Origin of the sequence: Burkholderia semiarida (assembly GCF_029268935.1) — a bacterium.
Lineage (GTDB): Bacteria > Pseudomonadota > Gammaproteobacteria > Burkholderiales > Burkholderiaceae > Burkholderia > Burkholderia semiarida.
Window position 1 is genome coordinate 1,287,504 of sequence record NZ_JAHLCL010000005.1, and the last position, 14,328, is coordinate 1,301,831.

Annotated in this window: 15 protein-coding genes; 7 read left to right on the forward strand and 8 right to left on the reverse strand. The window is 66.3% G+C overall.

What is annotated here, in order from left to right; all coding sequences use genetic code 11:
* Window positions 1-263, forward strand: a 263-nt coding sequence (locus tag KPB06_RS12705) for a hypothetical protein (RefSeq protein WP_275920445.1), incomplete at its 5' end; no start/stop codon positions are given.
* On the opposite strand, the gene KPB06_RS12710 is transcribed toward KPB06_RS12705, so the two are convergent.
* The 7 genes from KPB06_RS12710 to KPB06_RS12740 all read right to left on the reverse strand — a co-directional run bounded on the left by KPB06_RS12710 (window position 260) and on the right by KPB06_RS12740 (window position 5,316).
* On the reverse strand, window positions 260-796 hold the full coding sequence (locus KPB06_RS12710; protein ID WP_059583636.1) for a diacylglycerol kinase: 537 nt from the start codon (window positions 794-796) through the stop codon (window positions 260-262). The two genes, KPB06_RS12705 and KPB06_RS12710, sit on opposite strands and share 4 nt — an antisense overlap.
* On the reverse strand, window positions 793-1,827 hold the full coding sequence (locus KPB06_RS12715) for a glycosyltransferase family 4 protein (protein WP_059583634.1): 1,035 nt from the start codon (window positions 1,825-1,827) through the stop codon (window positions 793-795). The genes KPB06_RS12710 and KPB06_RS12715 overlap by 4 nt, the downstream gene beginning before the upstream one ends.
* Before the next feature lie 28 nt (window positions 1,828-1,855).
* Window positions 1,856-2,794: a UDP-2,3-diacylglucosamine diphosphatase gene (locus KPB06_RS12720; protein WP_059583633.1), complete on the reverse strand. Its 939-nt coding sequence runs from the start codon at window positions 2,792-2,794 to the stop codon at window positions 1,856-1,858.
* A 226-nt stretch (window positions 2,795-3,020) separates the two neighbouring features.
* Window positions 3,021-3,527 carry an RDD family protein gene (locus tag KPB06_RS12725; protein ID WP_059583631.1) on the reverse strand — a complete coding sequence of 169 codons (507 nt, stop codon included), beginning with the start codon at window positions 3,525-3,527 and terminating at the stop codon, window positions 3,021-3,023.
* Between the two features lie 6 nt (window positions 3,528-3,533).
* Window positions 3,534-4,295, reverse strand: a complete 762-nt coding sequence (locus KPB06_RS12730; protein ID WP_059583629.1) for a DUF3106 domain-containing protein — start codon at window positions 4,293-4,295, stop codon at window positions 3,534-3,536.
* A 26-nt stretch (window positions 4,296-4,321) separates the two neighbouring features.
* Window positions 4,322-4,756: a DUF3619 family protein gene (locus tag KPB06_RS12735; protein ID WP_059583627.1), complete on the reverse strand. Its 435-nt coding sequence runs from the start codon at window positions 4,754-4,756 to the stop codon at window positions 4,322-4,324.
* On the reverse strand, window positions 4,753-5,316 hold the full coding sequence (locus tag KPB06_RS12740) for an RNA polymerase sigma factor (protein WP_059583625.1): 564 nt from the start codon (window positions 5,314-5,316) through the stop codon (window positions 4,753-4,755). Before KPB06_RS12740 ends, KPB06_RS12735 begins: the two co-directional genes overlap by 4 nt.
* Before the next feature lie 355 nt (window positions 5,317-5,671).
* Here KPB06_RS12740 and KPB06_RS12745 point away from each other — a divergent pair, with 355 nt between their 5' ends.
* The 6 genes from KPB06_RS12745 to KPB06_RS12770 all read left to right on the forward strand — a co-directional run bounded on the left by KPB06_RS12745 (window position 5,672) and on the right by KPB06_RS12770 (window position 12,668).
* Complete coding sequence (locus tag KPB06_RS12745; protein WP_059583623.1) at window positions 5,672-7,435, forward strand: acetolactate synthase 3 catalytic subunit; 1,764 nt, start codon at window positions 5,672-5,674, stop codon at window positions 7,433-7,435.
* Between the two features lie 111 nt (window positions 7,436-7,546).
* Window positions 7,547-8,038, forward strand: coding sequence for an acetolactate synthase small subunit (gene ilvN / locus KPB06_RS12750; RefSeq protein ID WP_006398781.1), 492 nt, complete (start codon window positions 7,547-7,549; stop codon window positions 8,036-8,038).
* A gap of 88 nt (window positions 8,039-8,126) precedes the next feature.
* Window positions 8,127-9,143, forward strand: a complete 1,017-nt coding sequence (gene ilvC / locus KPB06_RS12755; RefSeq protein WP_006478252.1) for a ketol-acid reductoisomerase — start codon at window positions 8,127-8,129, stop codon at window positions 9,141-9,143.
* Between the two features lie 127 nt (window positions 9,144-9,270).
* Complete coding sequence (locus tag KPB06_RS12760) at window positions 9,271-9,915, forward strand: phosphatidylserine decarboxylase (protein WP_006491035.1); 645 nt, start codon at window positions 9,271-9,273, stop codon at window positions 9,913-9,915.
* 15 nt (window positions 9,916-9,930) lie between these two features.
* Entirely contained in the window at window positions 9,931-10,803 is an 873-nt protein-coding gene (gene pssA / locus KPB06_RS12765; protein ID WP_059583621.1) for a CDP-diacylglycerol--serine O-phosphatidyltransferase, read from the forward strand.
* Between the two features lie 320 nt (window positions 10,804-11,123).
* A complete protein-coding gene (locus KPB06_RS12770; protein ID WP_059583619.1) occupies window positions 11,124-12,668 on the forward strand; it encodes a 2-isopropylmalate synthase in 1,545 nt (514 codons plus the stop codon).
* Between the two features lie 74 nt (window positions 12,669-12,742).
* On the opposite strand, the gene KPB06_RS12775 is transcribed toward KPB06_RS12770, so the two are convergent.
* Entirely contained in the window at window positions 12,743-14,293 is a 1,551-nt protein-coding gene (locus KPB06_RS12775; RefSeq protein ID WP_059583618.1) for a SulP family inorganic anion transporter, read from the reverse strand.
* Window positions 14,294-14,328: the final 35 nt, after the last annotated feature.

The following is a 14,328-nucleotide window of genomic DNA, read 5'->3' on the forward strand; positions in this document are numbered from 1 at the left end:
ACATGCGTTGCCACGAGAACGGCCGCTCGCGAGGCGTGCGACGCCGCGAATACTGGACGTATTCGCAAGGAGCACAACGCGGCGAGCGGCCGTTCTCGTGGCAACCCCAAATTAAAAAATCATTCCAGGGGAATGCGCGAAATCGCCCGCATGGCGGCGTCGCGCGTCACTTGTTTGGCTCGGCCAAACGGCGCTCCTTCCTCCTTGCCCTGCGAGCGATTTCGCGCATTCGCATGTGCGTTCCGTATGTAAACAGACCCTAGAAGCCGAGCCAGCGTGCGACGACCGGGCCGAGCACGAAGCCCCAGGTCGTCACGCATGCGAACAGCGCGACCGTTACGGCCGCGCTGCCGAGGTCCTTCGCGCGCTTCGAGAGTTCGTGACGCTCGAGCGAGATGCGGTCGATCGCGGCTTCGACGCTCGAGTTCAGCAGCTCGACGATCAGCACCAGCAGCACCGAGCCGATCAGCAGCGCGCGCGACGCGGCCGGCACCGGCGCGAACGCGCCGATCGGCAGCATCAGCGCGGCGAGCGTGAGCTCCTGGCGAAACGCGCTCTCCTCGCGGATCGCGACGCGAAAGCCGTTCAGCGAATGCTTGAGCGCGAACCACGCGCGCGTGATGCCGCGGTGGCGCTTGTACGGGTTCGGCGGCAGCGGCGCGAGCCGATCGTCGGGGCCGAGCGGCTCGTGCGTGTGCGCGTCGGCGTCGGCGTGCGGCTCTTCCTCGTCGAACGGGCGGTGCCGTGGCGGCGTCGCAGCGGGGGGCGGAATCTTGTCGTTCAGGTCTCGTTTCAAACGGCGGCACCTTCGGCTGGCGAGTACGCGGTCTTCGGCAGCGGCTTCAGATGCGACGCGAACTGCTCGGATGCCGCGCGCCACGAGAAGCGTTCTGCCCACGCGCGCGCAGTCGTGCGTTCGATCTTCAGCGCCTCGAGGCAGGCTTCCTGCAGGTCCTCGTGCATCGCGCCGGCATGGCCTTCGCCGAGCACGTCGATCGGGCCCGTGACGGGATACGCGGCCACCGGCGTGCCGCAGGCGAGGGCTTCGAGCAGCACGAGGCCGAACGTGTCGGTGCGACTCGGAAACACGAACACGTCGGCCGCAGCATACACCTTCGCGAGCTCCGTCTGTGACAGCACGCCGAGATAGTTCGCTTCCGGGTAGCGCGACTTGAGCTCCGCGAGCGCGGGGCCTTCGCCCGCGACCCACTTCGAGCCGGGCAGGTCGAGGCGCAGGAACGCCTCGACGTTCTTCTCGATCGCGACGCGGCCCACGTACAGGAAGATCGGTCGCGCGGTATTGAGCACCTTCGACTCCATCGGCCGGAAGATGTCGAGATCGACGCCGCGGGTCCACAGCACCACGTTCGTGAAGCCGAATTTCTCGAGGTCCTGCTTGACGACCGGCGTCGGCGCCATCACCGCGAGCGACGGGCCGTGGAACCAGTGCAGGAAGCGGTAGGTCGCGGCGAGCGGAATGCCGAAGCGCGCCTGCACGTATTCCGGAAAGCGCGTGTGGTACGCGGTCGTATACGGCAGCTTGCGGGCGCGCGCATAGCGCCGTGCGGCGAGGCCGAGCGGGCCTTCGGTCGCGATGTGCAGCGCGTCGGGTGCGAACGCATCGATCCGTGCGCGCAGCTTGCGGTACGGCAGGATCGACAGGCGGATCTCGGGGTAGGTCGGGCAGGGCACCGTGCGGAATTCCAGCGGCGTGAGCAGTTCGACGCGGTGGCCGAGCGCCGTGAGTTCGCGCGACGTGCTCTTCAGCGTGCGCACGACGCCGTTGACCTGCGGTTCCCACGCGTCGGTGACGATCATGATCTTCATCGCGGCATGTCCTGTAAGTTGGGTTGTGTCAGGCAGCGGCCTTGGCCTTGCGCGACGTGGCTTCCGACGGCGCGGTGCGCATCACCGTCCAGTAGACGATCTTCAGTTCGCCTTCCATCGTTTCGACGAGCGCGGACAGGCTTTCGACCCAGTCGCCGTCGTTGCAGTACAGCACGCCGTCGATGTCGCGGATCTCCGCCTTGTGGATATGGCCGCACACGACGCCGTCGCAGCCGCGGCGGCGCGCCTCGTCGGTCATCACGGTCTCGAACTGCGAGATGAAGTTGACCGCGTTCTTGACCTGATGCTTCAGGTACTGCGACAGCGACCAGTACTGGAAGCCGAGCCGGCTGCGGATCCGGTTGAACCAGCGGTTCAGCACGAGGATCAGCGTGTAGAGCGTGTCGCCGAGGTAGGCGAGCCATTTCGCGTGCTGGATCACGCCGTCGAACAGGTCGCCGTGCACGATCCACAAACGTTTGCCCGCGAGCGTCGTGTGGAACGCCTCGCCGCGCACCTGGATGTCGCCGAACGCGAGATCGCAGAACTGCCGCGCGCCTTCGTCGTGGTTGCCGGGGATGTAGACGACCTGCGTGCCCTTGCGCGCCTTGCGCAGGATCTTCTGCACGACGTCGTTGTGCGCCTGCGGCCAGTACCAGCCTTTCTTCAACTGCCAGCCGTCGATGATGTCGCCGACGAGGTACAGGTATTCCGAGTCGTTGTGACGCAGGAAATCCAGCAGGTAGGGCGCCTGGCAGCCGCTCGAGCCGAGGTGGATGTCGGACAGCCAGATGGTGCGGTAGCGGTGGGCGGACGGCTCGGGATCCTCGTGTTGCGTTGTGTGCGCGACGGGCGGCTGTTGGGACGCCACGCCGTCGGTTGCCCCCGTGCCGGACAGGAACGCAGTGGCGGCGCGGGCGCCGATGGGGTGGCGAAACAGTGAGGTCGCGGACGTTTTCTGGCCCATGCATGACTCGCGCCGGTTGACATTACCGGCATTCCGCCATGCGGGCGTGACTGTGCCGTGACAGTCACGAGACGTTCTTATTACGACCGTCGAAGGGTGTTTAGCCGTGAATGAACGGACGTTGCGTAATCTGCCGCACTGAACGGCTGAGACTTGTCCGGTCAGGCCAACCCGGCTGGATGAAGCGGCGCCGGACGAACGGCTTTCGTCTGCCGAATGCGGCGCGTCAGCGCGGCAGGGCGACGACGCGCGTGCGGGCGATGCGGTCGTGCGGGAACTGGCGGCCAGCGTGCAGCCGCGCGGCGCCGGCCCACACGACGATCCACGCGGCGGTGAGCGCGAGCGTGACGGGTACCGACAGGCCGAGGAGCGGGTGCAGCGCGAGCGGCGGCAGGAACCACAGCCAGCCGAGCACGTAGCGGACGAGCGCGTGGCCGGCGCTCAGCGGCCGGCCGCTCGACGATTCGAGCCGCAGCCGCCAGGTTTTCATCGGCAGCGTCTGGCCGCCGTGCGTCCAGAACCACACGAAATACGCGCCGACGACGAGCGCGATCCACGCGGCAAGCAGGTTGTGATGGACGAGGCCGTTGCGTTGCTGCGTCGCGAGGCTGAACGCGAGCCCGGCGAAGAATACGACGCCGAACAGCAGCACGCCTTCGTAGAGCAGCGCGGCGAGGCGCCGCCGTACGGACGGCGCGGCGGCCGGGGGCTCGGGCGCGCGGACCTTCGCCACGGCCGCTCAGGAGCCCTTGAACAGCGACGGCGCGTCGGCCGGCGACACCGGCGCCACGGCAGGCGGTGCGGATGCGGCGCCGGCCGTCGACGATGCAGGCGCCGGCAGCGCGGCTGCGCTGGCCGAGGCGGGCGCCGGGGCGGCGGCCGCGCCGCTGGCCGGATGTTCGTGCGCATTGACGAGGCGGCGGACGTCGCGGTCGGCGACGGTCGGCGGCGCGCTGACGACACTCGGCCTGCGGCGGCGCTCGGCGGCGGCCAGCCGTTCCTTCTGCTCCTCGGGGAGCTGCTGGTAGGCCTTCCATGCGCGCTCGCGCGCCTGCGCCGACAACTCCTTCGCGCTCTGGTAGTTCTCGCGCGCGACGCGGCGTTGCTCGGGCGTCATCTTCGCCCATTCGGTCATCCGTTCCTGCAGGCGCTTCTGGTCATCCGGCGACAACTTCGCGAAACGTGATGCGATCTTCAGCCATTTTCGTTTGCGGGCGTCGCTGAAGCCGTCCCACTGGTCGGCGAACGGGGCGAGGGCCGCGTGCTGGGCCGGCGTGAGGCGCGCCCACGACAGCGGGCCGGTGGCGGCCGGCAGCGGCAGGGGCAGCGGGGGGAGGTCGGTGGTCAGCCCGGTCGCGGCCGACGCCGGCGCGGCGGGGCTGGTGGTCGCGACGGGCGCCGTCGCCGGGGCCGGGTGGAATCGGGAATACGTGGCGACGTAGGAAACGGCGATCGCGATCACGCATCCGAAAAATACGGCCAGGCCGCGCTTCTGACTCACCCGTGCGATCCCCTCGTTATTGTCTGTCAGTGAGCGCGCGACAGATACGCGTTGAATCCGTGGTCGAGATACGCGTTGAGCGGCAGGTCGTCGCTGAGCATCGCCGCGTCGATGTCGGCGAGCTCGGCGGTGCGCTGCATGTCTTCCCAGTACGCGATGCCGACGAGCCCCGCCAGCAGCAGCGCGAGCGGCCATGCGCGCAGCAGGCGACGGGCGAACGACGCGGACGGGCGGCCGGCCGGCGGGCGGTTCGCGGGCGTCGAGCCGTAGGCGCCGGCCGCGCCGGCGAAGGCCGGCACGAACACCGGCGCGCTCGCGGCTTCGGGCTTCTTGCGCGCGAGCGCCGCCCGACGGGCGACGGCCAGCCGATCGGTGGTCGCGGCAGGCAGCGCGGCCGCGCGCTCGTCCAGCGCGCGGCGCACCTTCAGCGCGAATTCGTGTTCTCGGTTTGCGGAGCTCATAGCGTGATTCCTTTGGCCTTGAGCGCTTGCGCCAGCGTGTGAGTGGCCCGCGAGCAGTGCGTCTTGACGCTGCCCTCGGAGCACCCCATTGCGGCGGCAGTCTCGGCGACATCCATATCTTCCCAATAACGCATCAGGAACGCTTCCCGTTGACGCGCCGGAAGCTTCTGGATTTCTTCGTCGATCAGGGCCAGAACCTGCTCTCGTTCGAGGCGGTGCTCGCTGCTCTCGACGCCCGCGTTGTCGTCCGCGGATTCGAGCGTTTCGAGCGGGTCGAAGTCTTCGTCGTCGGTGCTGTTCAGCGACGAGAACAGCGTGACCCACGTGTTGCGGACCTTCTGCCGCCGGAACCAGTCGTGGATCGCGTTCTGCAGGATCCGCTGAAAGAGCAGCGGCAGCTCGGCCGCCGGCCGGTCGCCGTACTTTTCCGCGAGCTTGATCATCGCGTCCTGCACGATGTCGAGCGATGCATCGTCGTCACGCACGGCGTACGCAGCCTGCTTGAACGCGCGCCTTTCGACGCCCGCCAGAAAGTCGGCGAGTTCCTTGTCTGATGCCATTCCGTGAAGGTATGCGCTGCGGCCCGCTGCGTGGTGAAAAAGGTCGAAAAATTTCGTAAAACCCGCGGATGCTATCAAATTTTCATGCGACTTGGCACCGGATCGGGCGCCGCACGTTGCGCGCCAACCGCGCCGGTCGGGCGCCGGGCGGCGCGCATGATGCGCTGCGGGATATTTTTCTTGACGAGCCAATCACGACCCGCTATCGTCAGCGATTCGCAACATGAAGTGATGGTCTCATTTGAGGCTGGCCCAAGAAGCCCGCCCTTCAAACTGGACGCGCCGCTTGAACCCGAGCCACAAGCCCGGCAGAGAGCACCCGATCAATTTTTTGCCGAAAATTCGAAAGGTCGAAATGAACATGCCCAGCGCGGAATTCTCCACGTCGGAACCCCTTTCCCCTCCCGATAGCGACTCCATCGGCGGCACCGTGCTCATGAAGGCACTGGCCGACGAAAACGTCGAATTCATCTGGGGCTACCCCGGCGGCTCGGTTCTCTATATCTACGACGAGCTGTACAAGCAGGACAAGATTCAGCACGTGCTGGTGCGCCATGAACAGGCGGCCGTGCACGCAGCCGATGCGTATGCGCGCTCCACCGGCAATGTCGGCGTCTGTCTCGTGACGTCGGGCCCCGGTGTCACCAACGCGGTGACCGGCATCGCGACGGCCTACATGGATTCGATCCCGATGGTCGTGATCAGCGGCCAGGTGCCGACGGCCGCGATCGGCCAGGATGCCTTCCAGGAATGCGACACCGTCGGCATCACGCGTCCGTGCGTGAAGCACAACTTCCTCGTGAAGGACGTGCGCGACCTCGCGGAAACCGTCAAGAAGGCGTTCTATATCGCCCGCACCGGCCGTCCAGGCCCCGTGCTGATCGACATCCCGAAGGACATCTCGAAGACGCCGTGCCAGTACGAGCCGATCAAGAGCGTGTCGCTGCGTTCGTACAACCCCGTCACGAAGGGCCATTCGGGCCAGATCCGCAAGGCCGTGTCGCTGCTGCTGTCGGCCAAGCGTCCGTACATCTACACGGGTGGCGGCATCATCCTCGCCGACGCGTCGCGTGAGCTGAACCAGTTCGCGGACCTGCTCGGCTACCCGGTCACGAACACGCTGATGGGCCTCGGCGGCTATCGCGCGTCGGACAGGAAATTCCTCGGCATGCTCGGCATGCACGGCACCTACGAAGCGAACATGGCGATGCAGCATTGCGACGTGCTGATCGCGATCGGCGCCCGCTTCGACGACCGCGTGATCGGCGACCCGGCGCACTTCGCGTCGCGCCCGCGCAAGATCATTCACATCGACATCGACCCGTCGTCGATCTCGAAGCGCGTGAAGGTCGACATCCCGATCGTCGGCGACGTGAAGGAAGTGCTGAAGGAACTGATCGAGCAACTGCAGACGGCCGAGCACGGCCCCGACACCGAGGCGCTCGCGCAATGGTGGAAGGACATCGAGGGCTGGCGCGCGAAGGACTGCCTGAAGTACGACCGCGAAAGCGAGATCATCAAGCCGCAGTACGTGGTCGAGAAGGCGTGGGAGCTGACGGACGGCAATGCGTTCGTGTGCTCGGACGTCGGCCAGCACCAGATGTGGGCCGCGCAGTTCTACCGTTTCAACAAGCCGCGTCGCTGGATCAACTCCGGCGGCCTCGGCACGATGGGCTTCGGCCTGCCGGCGGCGATGGGCGTGAAGATGGCCCATCCGGACGACGACGTGCTGTGCATCACGGGCGAAGGCTCGATCCAGATGTGCATCCAGGAACTGTCGACCTGCCTGCAGTACGACACGCCCGTGAAGATCATTTCGCTGAACAACCGCTATCTCGGCATGGTCCGCCAGTGGCAGCAGATCGAATACAGCAAGCGCTATTCGCATTCGTACATGGATGCGCTGCCTGACTTCGTGAAGCTCGCCGAAGCGTACGGCCACGTCGGCATGCGGATCGAAAAGACTTCGGATGTGGAGCCGGCGCTGAAGGAAGCGCTGCGCCTGAAGGACCGCACCGTGTTTCTCGACTTCCAGACCGATCCGACCGAAAACGTCTGGCCGATGGTACAGGCCGGCAAGGGCATCACCGAGATGCTGCTCGGATCGGAAGATCTGTAACGGCGCGACGCGCGCTCGGGCCCGATGCGGCCGCCTTCACGAAGGGCGGTGCGGCACGCGGCGGCGCGCGGCGCGAGTGAATCGACACGGCACATTCTGGAAGAAGCGAACATGAGACACATCATTTCCGTCCTGCTGGAGAACGAACCGGGCGCGCTGTCGCGCGTGGTCGGCCTGTTTTCCGCACGCGGCTACAACATTGAAACCTTGACGGTGGCGCCGACCGAAGACCAATCGCTGTCGCGGCTCACCATCGTTTCCATCGGCTCCGACGACGTGATCGAACAGATCACGAAGCATCTGAACCGCCTGATCGAGGTGGTGAAAGTGGTGGACCTGACCGACGGTGCACACATCGAACGCGAGCTGATGCTGATCAAGGTACGTGCAGTGGGCAAGGAGCGCGAAGAAATGAAGCGGATGTCGGATATTTTCCGCGGCCGCATCATCGACGTGACCGAGAAGACCTACACGATCGAATTGACGGGCGCGAGCGACAAGCTCGACGCATTCATCCAGGGGCTGGACGCGGGCGCGATCCTCGAGACCGTGCGCACCGGCAGCTCAGGCATCGGGCGCGGCGAGCGCATCCTCAAGGTGTGATGCCGACGCCGGGTGCGCCGTCATGTCCCGGCCCGCAGTACTCCATCCGAACGAATTGTTGAATTTTTGAATTAGCGAAGGAACCATCATGAACGTTTTCTACGACAAAGACGCCGACCTCTCCCTCATCAAGGGCAAGCAAGTCACGATCATCGGCTACGGCTCGCAAGGCCATGCACACGCGCTGAACCTGAAGGACAGCGGCGTGAACGTGACGGTCGGCCTGCGCAAGGGCGGCGCGTCGTGGAGCAAGGCCGAGAACGCCGGCCTGTCGGTCAAGGAAGTCGCCGAAGCGGTGAAGGGCGCGGACGTCGTCATGATGCTGCTGCCGGACGAGCAGATCGCCGACGTGTACGCGAAGGAAGTGCACGCGAACATCAAGCAGGGCGCGGCGCTCGCGTTCGCGCACGGCTTCAACGTCCACTACGGCCAGGTGATCCCGCGCGCCGACCTCGACGTGATCATGATCGCGCCGAAGGCGCCGGGCCACACCGTGCGCGGCACGTACTCGCAAGGTGGCGGCGTGCCGCACCTGATCGCGGTGGCGCAGAACAAGTCGGGCGCGGCGCGCGACATCGCGCTGTCGTATGCGGCGGCGAACGGCGGCGGCCGTGCCGGCATCATCGAGACGAACTTCCGTGAAGAAACCGAAACCGACCTGTTCGGCGAGCAGGCCGTGCTGTGCGGCGGTACCGTCGAGCTGATCAAGGCCGGTTTCGAGACGCTGGTCGAAGCCGGCTACGCGCCGGAAATGGCGTACTTCGAGTGCCTGCACGAACTGAAGCTGATCGTCGACCTGATCTACGAAGGCGGCATCGCGAACATGAACTACTCGATCTCGAACAACGCCGAATACGGCGAGTACGTGACGGGCCCGCGCGTCGTCACGGAAGAGACGAAGAAGGCGATGAAGCAGTGCCTGACCGACATCCAGACGGGCGAGTACGCGAAGAGCTTCATTCTCGAGAACAAGGCGGGCGCCCCGACGCTGCAGTCGCGCCGCCGCCTGACGGCCGAGCACCAGATCGAGCAGGTCGGTGCGAAGCTGCGCGCGATGATGCCGTGGATCGCGAAGAACAAGCTCGTCGACCAGACGAAGAACTAAGCGCGCCGTGCCGTTCCGGCCCTTCGAATGGAGGGTCGGCATCAAAAAGCCGTCCGAAGGCAGCAGTGCCCCGGGCGGCTTTTGCTATGCTACATGCTTTGCAATTCACCGAACACAGAACGAATCCATGAACTATCCTCATCCGATCATCGCGCGCGAAGGCTGGCCGTTCATCGCGATTGCAGCCGTCATCGCGCTGTTGATCCATGCCGTCGGGGGCTTCGGCTTCGCGTGGCCGTTCTGGCTGCTGCTCGTCTTCGTCGTCCAGTTCTTCCGCGATCCGCAGCGCCCGATCCCGGCGCAGCCGAACGCGGTGCTGTGTCCGGCGGACGGCCGCATCGTCGCGGTCGAGACCGCGCAGGATCCGTACGCGAACCGCGAAGCGCTGAAGATCAGCGTGTTCATGAATGTCTTCAATGTTCATTCGCAGCGTTCGCCGGTCGATGGCGCGATCAGCAAGGTCGAATACTTCCCCGGCGCGTTCCTGAACGCGGCGATCGACAAGGCGTCGACCGAGAACGAGCGCAATGCGGTCGTGATCCAGACGGCGAGCGGCAAGACGGTCACCTCGGTGCAGATCGCCGGCCTGATCGCCCGCCGGATTCTCTGCTACGTCCGTGCCGGCGAGCCGCTGTCGCGCGGCCAGCGCTACGGGTTCATCCGCTTCGGTTCGCGCGTCGACGTGTACCTGCCGCTCGGCAGCCGCGCGAAGGTGTCGATCGGCGAGAAGGTCTACGCGTCGTCGACGATCCTCGCCGAGCTCGAACAGTAAGCGGCGGGGCGCACGATGGCCGCATTCAAACCGCGTCGGCCGCGCAACGGCGCCGGCCAGACGCCACGCCCGTTCCGCCGCAACAAGGTGATGGCGCCGGATTCGGCGCCCATCGAGAGCCGCCGCGCCGCGCGCCAGCGGTTCCTGAAGACGCGCGGCATCTACCTGCTGCCGAATGCATTCACGACCGCCGCGCTGTTCTGCGGCTTCTTCGCGGTCGTGCAGGCAATGAACGTGCGCTTCGAGATCGCCGCGATCGCGATTTTCGTCGCGATGGTGCTCGACGGGATGGACGGGCGCGTCGCGCGCATGACGCATACGCAGAGTGCGTTCGGCGAGCAATTCGACAGCCTGTCGGACATGGTGTCGTTCGGCGTCGCGCCCGCGCTCGTGATGTACGAGTGGGTGCTGAAGGATCTCGGCCGCTGGGGCTGGCTCGCCGCGTTCGTCTATTGCTCGGGCGCCGCGCTGCGCCTTGCGCGCTTCAACACGAACATCGGCGTGGTCGACAAGCGCTTCTTCCAGGGGCTGCCGAGCCCGGCCGCGGCCGCGCTGATCGCGGGCTTCGTGTGGCTCGCGACAGACAACCGCGTGCCGATGAAGCTCGGCTGGCTGCCGTGGGTCGCGTTCGTGCTGACGATCTACGCGGGTGTGACGATGGTGTCGAACGCGCCGTTCTACAGCGGCAAGGCGCTCGACGTGCGCCACCGCGTGCCGTTCGCGGCGATCCTGCTGGTCGTCGTCGCGTTCGTGCTGGTGTCGTCCGATCCGCCGCTGATGCTGTTCTGCCTGTTCGTGCTGTACGGGCTGTCCGGCTACGTGTTCTGGGCCTACATGGCCGTGCGCGGGCGGGCGAACCCGGCGCGCTCGTCGCAGCGCGAGCACTGACGCCGACACGCGATTTGCCCGGAAACGGCGGCCTCGGGGCCGCCGTTTTCATTTGCCCCTTTTTTCGGGCCGGCCGTGTCGATTCCCGGGTGCCGTCCGATTGCGCGGTCAACGGAATGTCGCTATAGTCTTTGGCATGACTGTATTTCCCCGCCTCTCCCTCCTTCTAGCCGGTGCGCCGCTACGCGCGCTAGCTTTGGCGCGCCTGCCGCGCTGACCGTTCTCGCCCCCCGTCAAGCCTCGTCTGTTGTTGAGCGTCGCCAGCGGTGGCGCGATCTCGTTACGTTTGACTTCCGTATAAAAGAGCCCTGGAGCCCCCCATGACAGACAAGCTGATCATTTTCGATACGACGTTGCGTGACGGCGAGCAATCGCCCGGCGCGTCGATGACGAAAGAAGAGAAAATCCGCATCGCGAAGCACCTCGAGCGGATGAAGGTCGACGTGATCGAGGCCGGCTTCGCCGCGAGCTCGAACGGCGATTTCGACGCGATCCACACGATCGCCGGGCTCGTGAAGGACAGCACGATCTGCTCGCTGGCGCGCGCCAACGACAAGGACATCCAGCGCGCGGCCGACGCGCTGAAGCCCGCCAACAGCTTCCGGATCCACACGTTCATCGCGACGTCGCCGCTGCACATGGAGAAGAAGCTGCGGATGACGCCGGATCAAGTGTTCGAGCAGGCGCGCCTCGCCGTGCGTTTCGCGCGCAAGTTCACCGACAACGTCGAGTTCTCGCCGGAAGACGGCAGCCGCTCGGACATGGATTTCCTGTGCCGCGTGCTGGAAGCCGTGATCGCCGAAGGCGCGACGACGATCAATATCGCCGACACGGTCGGCTACGGCGTGCCGGAGCTCTACGGCAACCTCGTGAAGACGCTGCGCGAACGCATTCCGAACTCGGACAAGGCGATCTTCTCGGTGCACTGCCATAACGACCTCGGGATGGCGGTCGCGAACTCGCTCGCCGGCGTGAAGATCGGCGGCGCGCGTCAGGTCGAATGCACGATCAACGGTCTGGGCGAGCGCGCGGGCAACACGTCGCTCGAAGAAATCGTGATGGCCGTGAAGACCCGCAAGGACTACTTCGGTCTCGACGTCGGCATCGACACGACGCAGATCGTGCCGACGTCGAAGCTCGTGTCGCAGATCACCGGCTTCGTCGTGCAGCCGAACAAGGCGGTGGTCGGCGCGAACGCGTTCGCGCACGCGTCGGGCATTCACCAGGACGGCGTGCTGAAGGCGCGCGACACCTACGAGATCATGCGCGCGGAAGACGTGGGCTGGACCGCGAACAAGATCGTGCTCGGCAAGCTGTCGGGCCGCAACGCGTTCAAGCAGCGGCTGCAGGAGCTCGGCGTATCGCTCGACAGCGAAGCCGAACTGAATGCCGCGTTCATGCGCTTCAAGGATCTGGCCGACCGCAAGGCGGAGATCTTCGATGAGGACATCATCGCGATCGTGTCCGAGGAATCGGCGCTCGCGCAGGAGCAGGAGCACTTCAAGTTCGTGTCGCTGTCGCAGCGTTCGGAAACGGGCGAGCAGCCGCAGGCGAAGGTCGTGTTCGCGGTCGAGGGCAAGGAAGTGACCGGCGAGGCGCGCGGCAACGGCCCGGTCGATGCGACGTTCAATGCGATCGAAGGTGAAGTCGGCAGCGGCTCCGAGCTGCTGCTGTACTCGGTGAACGCGATCACGACCGGCACGCAGGCGCAGGGCGAAGTGACGGTTCGGCTGTCGAAGAGCGGGCGGATCGTCAACGGCGTCGGCACCGATCCGGATATCGTCGCCGCGTCCGCGAAGGCGTACATTTCCGCGCTGAACAAGCTGCACTCGAAGGACGACAAGGTCAATCCGCAGCGCTCGTAAGCGCCGCGCAGGACGCAGCCTCGAAACGCCCCGTGCGGCCCTGCGCCGCCGGGGCGTTTGTTTTCATTGGCCGCTCATTCGGCGGCCGGCGCGCGGAACAGCCAGCGGCGGGCGGCCGCGCGCGGCGCGGGGTTGCGCCGGCGGAACTCGACCGCGATCCCGCGCCGCGGCGCATCGGCGACGAACGCGTCGAGCAGCTCGAGCACGTCGTGGTCGATGTAGTCTGCGCGGGTTGCGTCGATGATCACGGCCGCCCGGTCCGGAATGTGTCGCAGGTGGTGCTTGACCTGCACCTTGCCCAGAAACGACACGTCCTTGCGGAACGACAGCAGGAAGTGGTCGTCGTGCTGCGCGAGCGTGACGGGGCTCTTCAGGTTCGCGACGGCGACGGCCAGCACGCTGCACGCGAGGCCGAGCGCGATGCCGAACAGCAGGTCGACCGCCAGCACGCCGACGATCGTCGCCGCGAACGGCGCGAACGCGGCCGGGCCTTGCTTCATGACCGAGCGGAACAGCGCCGGTTTCGCGAGCTTCATGCCGGTGTGGATCAGGATCGCGGCCAGGCTCGCGAGCGGGATCAGGTTGATCAGGCCGGTGAGCGCAAACACGCTCGCGAGCAGCAGGATCCCGTGCACGATCGCGGACATCCGGCTTTGCGCGCCGGCGTTGACGTTGGCCGAACTACGCACGATCACCGACGTGATCGGCAGGCCGCCGACGGCGCCCGCGACAAGGTTGCCGACGCCCTGTGCCTTCAGCTCGCGATCGGGCTGCGTCGGACGTCGCTTCGGATCGATCTGTTCGACCGCCTCGAGGCACAGCAGCGTCTCGAGGCTCGCGACGACCGCAAGCGTGATCGCCACGCGCCATACGTCCGGATTCAGCAGTTGCGCGAAGTTCGGGCCGAGTTCCGCATGCTTGAGCGATGCCGCGAGCGCCGCAAACGAGTCGAACTCGGGCAGCGTGACGCGATGGGCGGCGCCCGGTGCGGCTGCCGGAGCGACCATGCCGAGCACGAGCGTCGCGCCGATGCCGAGCACGACGACCGCGAGCGGGGCGGGTACCGAGCGTACCCACGCGAAGCGCTTGAGCGCCGGCGTGTCCCACGCGATCAGCAGCGCCAGCGACACGAGTGCGATCGCCGTGGCGGCCCATGCGGTCGGCAAATGCAGCCAATTCGCAAACGATTGCGCGGCCGGGCCGCCGATGCCAAATGCGAACGGAAGCTGCTTCACGATCAGCAGCAGGCCGATCGCGGCGAGCATGCCCTTGATGACGGGCGACGGCACGTAGGCGGCGAAGCGGCCGGCGCGCAGCATGCCGAACCCGAACTGCAGCACGCCGGACAGCAGCACCGCGAGCAGGAACGCGGAGAAGCTGCCCAGTTGCGCGATCCCTTCGACGACGATCACGACGAGGCCGGCGGCCGGCCCGCTGACGGACAGGGACGAGCCGCTCAGCAGCGCGACGACGATGCCGCCGACGATGCCCGATACGAGCCCGGCGAACGGTTCGACGCCGGAGGCGTTGGCGATGCCGAGGCAGAGCGGCAGCGCGACGAGAAAAACGACGATGCCGGCGACGATGTCGCGCGGCAAGGTGGACAGGCGCTCGTTCAGTTTCATGATTGGGGTGATTTCGTTGACATGGAGGGCGGGGC

What these genes read in the sequence shown, in the direction of transcription:
- KPB06_RS12760 (WP_006491035.1), top strand. Translation starts at nt 9,271, where the DNA reads ATGAACTATCCTCATCCGATCATCGCGCGCGAAGGCTGGCCGTTCATC.
- ilvN (WP_006398781.1), top strand. Translation starts at nt 7,547, where the DNA reads ATGAGACACATCATTTCCGTCCTGCTGGAGAACGAACCGGGCGCGCTG.
- ilvC (WP_006478252.1), top strand. Translation starts at nt 8,127, where the DNA reads ATGAACGTTTTCTACGACAAAGACGCCGACCTCTCCCTCATCAAGGGC.
- KPB06_RS12745 (WP_059583623.1), top strand. Translation starts at nt 5,672, where the DNA reads ATGAACATGCCCAGCGCGGAATTCTCCACGTCGGAACCCCTTTCCCCT.
- KPB06_RS12770 (WP_059583619.1), top strand. Translation starts at nt 11,124, where the DNA reads ATGACAGACAAGCTGATCATTTTCGATACGACGTTGCGTGACGGCGAG.
- KPB06_RS12720 (WP_059583633.1), bottom strand. Translation starts at nt 2,794, where the DNA reads ATGGGCCAGAAAACGTCCGCGACCTCACTGTTTCGCCACCCCATCGGC.
- KPB06_RS12715 (WP_059583634.1), bottom strand. Translation starts at nt 1,827, where the DNA reads ATGAAGATCATGATCGTCACCGACGCGTGGGAACCGCAGGTCAACGGC.
- pssA (WP_059583621.1), top strand. Translation starts at nt 9,931, where the DNA reads ATGGCCGCATTCAAACCGCGTCGGCCGCGCAACGGCGCCGGCCAGACG.
- KPB06_RS12740 (WP_059583625.1), bottom strand. Translation starts at nt 5,316, where the DNA reads ATGGCATCAGACAAGGAACTCGCCGACTTTCTGGCGGGCGTCGAAAGG.
- KPB06_RS12735 (WP_059583627.1), bottom strand. Translation starts at nt 4,756, where the DNA reads ATGAGCTCCGCAAACCGAGAACACGAATTCGCGCTGAAGGTGCGCCGC.
- KPB06_RS12775 (WP_059583618.1), bottom strand. Translation starts at nt 14,293, where the DNA reads ATGAAACTGAACGAGCGCCTGTCCACCTTGCCGCGCGACATCGTCGCC.